The following is a 2,361-nucleotide window of genomic DNA, read 5'->3' on the forward strand; positions in this document are numbered from 1 at the left end:
GGGAACCAAATGATGTAATCGTGGAAATCCATCTCCTCATGTGCAAGGAACGTCAGTGCTCGCTTTGTCGCCAGAAAAGTGATATCGGTTCCAGTATGCTGCGGGAAGACCAGCGCACTGGCAGGTTGTGGTAATACAGAGCTGATATCCATGCCGGGCGGTTGTGCTGGAGTAAAAGTAAAGGTACGTGGCGGCTGGTTGTCGGTGGTAAATGTATAAACACCATTTGACCTATCAAGCTGTGCTTGCCCGACCTTCACCTTAGCAGCAACATTTGCAGCTTGGGTTTTTACCGCATAAACACCGGTCCAATCATCCTTTTGGGCCATCAAAATTCGGACCGGAGAATCTACTTCACCTTGCTGTAGTAACTGCGCGTCAAGGGATAATCCTATGTCCCTGAGAGAGAAACTACCGACTAATGGCGGCTGATTCGTTCCTTCCCTATCATTATCCGAATAGAAGCCCGTACCAATAATGACAGCCATTGGATCGGCCAACGAACTTGTGTCTATGCTGCGAAATCGCTCCGATACCCGCCGTAATGAGGTACCTAAATGATTAGCGACCTGAGGACTTAATGTTATAGCACCCGCACCGCCTGCGGCAAAACTGGGAGAATGTGCGCCCCCTGGCGGATGAGCAGGTAAGGAGAAGGTATTTTGGGGAGTGACAGCCTGCTGTCTGGCGAGGTAGGTTGCCGCCAGCCGCTCACGTTCAACGCGCTGTTGCCATTCAGCTATCTCTATTGCCCGCTGCTCATCCTTAATTCGCCACCGTTCTGTTACTTCGGCATTCCATTGCTCAAACTCAGCACGCTGCTGCGACTCAACGACCTCCTCAGTCCCTGGCTCAGACTTGATACTCTCTCGTACTGTTGCCTCTGCCGCCAGTCGCTCACGTTCAACACGCTGTCTGGCGGGTGCTTTTACAATCCCCCGGGCTTCGGCCTCAACCAGTTGCGCCCTGACTACCTGTATATGCTGAACAGCATTGTTGACTTCATTCTTGGCCCTATTTAACTCATGCTGGGCCTGATTTATATTGTCTCGTGCCGTCGTTAAACGCCGATATATCCGTTCTAATGTCGCAATATTTGTATCACGGGCATGTTGCTCACCCTGACTTTCTGACTGAAAGGTATACAAAAGAGGGTACATGACCATCGGCCCCTTTTGTAAAAAATAGTCTCGCGCAACCGCTGAATTAATCGATATATCCATCTTAATGGTTGTTTTTGAGTATTCAAACCAAGCTATAAGGTATTCCTCCATCGGAAATTTTTCCGGGTTTAAGAATGACTTACCCTCAGCCGTCTCCTTGACTGCATGCAATATTGCCTCTTTTTCAGCCACAGTCTGAATGGCACGTTGTTTTTCAAATAGAGCCTGTTGCACTTGTGGATACTTCGCATCCCATTTTGCCTGTATTCTCCCGTTTTCCTCCTCCACCTGTTTAATCTGCTCTGGCGTCAATACGGTCGTGACCGAGATATAGACAGGGTCAGTATTCGCGTCTGCGGGGAAGTAGACAATCGCGTCATGGCTGTTACTTCCCAGTGGAGAAAATACCGGTGTTACAGGGCTATCCCTCACCTCACTGACACCGGTTGGTTGCGTTGCCGTGGGAGGGGAAGAACTATCAACATGGATGTGGATAGGTGGCATCCCATTGAGTATCTGAGCGGTAAATACCCTCGGGCGATCAGTGAGTTTAGCCTGCACCACCGGCACCGTAATCGGCACATGTTTGGATTTCACTACCGCGATTTTCTGCACGCCATCCTGTACCACATCATGCAGCCGGACATTAGCCACTACTGCTGATTGTGTGGGTAATTGTGCCAATGGCACGCTGGTGATGCGCTCGGCAGGCAGGGTGACGACAGTGCGCCGGGTCACTGACATATCATCTTTCGCGATTTCAGAGGGTGCCAGCAACATACCAACAACCCCGGCGAACCGCCCGACATAAGGCGCCGCGTCCACAGCAAACATCGCCATCCGCGTAAGAGCCAGATCAAGTGCCGCAGCAACTACCTTTGGTTTAAGCAGCGTAAACCCCCATTCACCAGCAACCAGTGATAGGGGAACGGCAACACCGGGGACTATCGCAACTTGCAGCTCTGGCCTTTGTGCCAGATTAGGGGGACTTGGAGGATTGCCGCGATGACGTGCACGGTTATTGCCACCTCGATTACCGCCAGAACGGCTACCGAATTTGCTTGGATTATAGTTGCGAATAGCCCCATAGGGGGTTTGCGATACTCCCCACCCTCTACCTTTATTAGGATTTCCAGCACTAAGCCCTCTCGGCACGCCCTTGACGCCATCAGTTGAGCCACGGCGGCCCTGACCCATG

1 protein-coding gene is annotated in these 2,361 nt (G+C 51.4%); it reads right to left on the minus strand.

What is annotated here, in order from left to right; translation table 11 throughout:
• The coding region (locus tag V2A85_RS23105) for a colicin-like bacteriocin tRNase domain-containing protein (RefSeq protein ID WP_420072489.1) at window positions 1-2,361 on the minus strand (2,361 nt) is incomplete at both ends.

The sequence above is a fragment of the Yersinia sp. 1252 StPb PI genome (assembly GCF_048593885.1).
In the GTDB taxonomy this organism is placed as follows: domain Bacteria; phylum Pseudomonadota; class Gammaproteobacteria; order Enterobacterales; family Enterobacteriaceae; genus Yersinia; species Yersinia enterocolitica_E.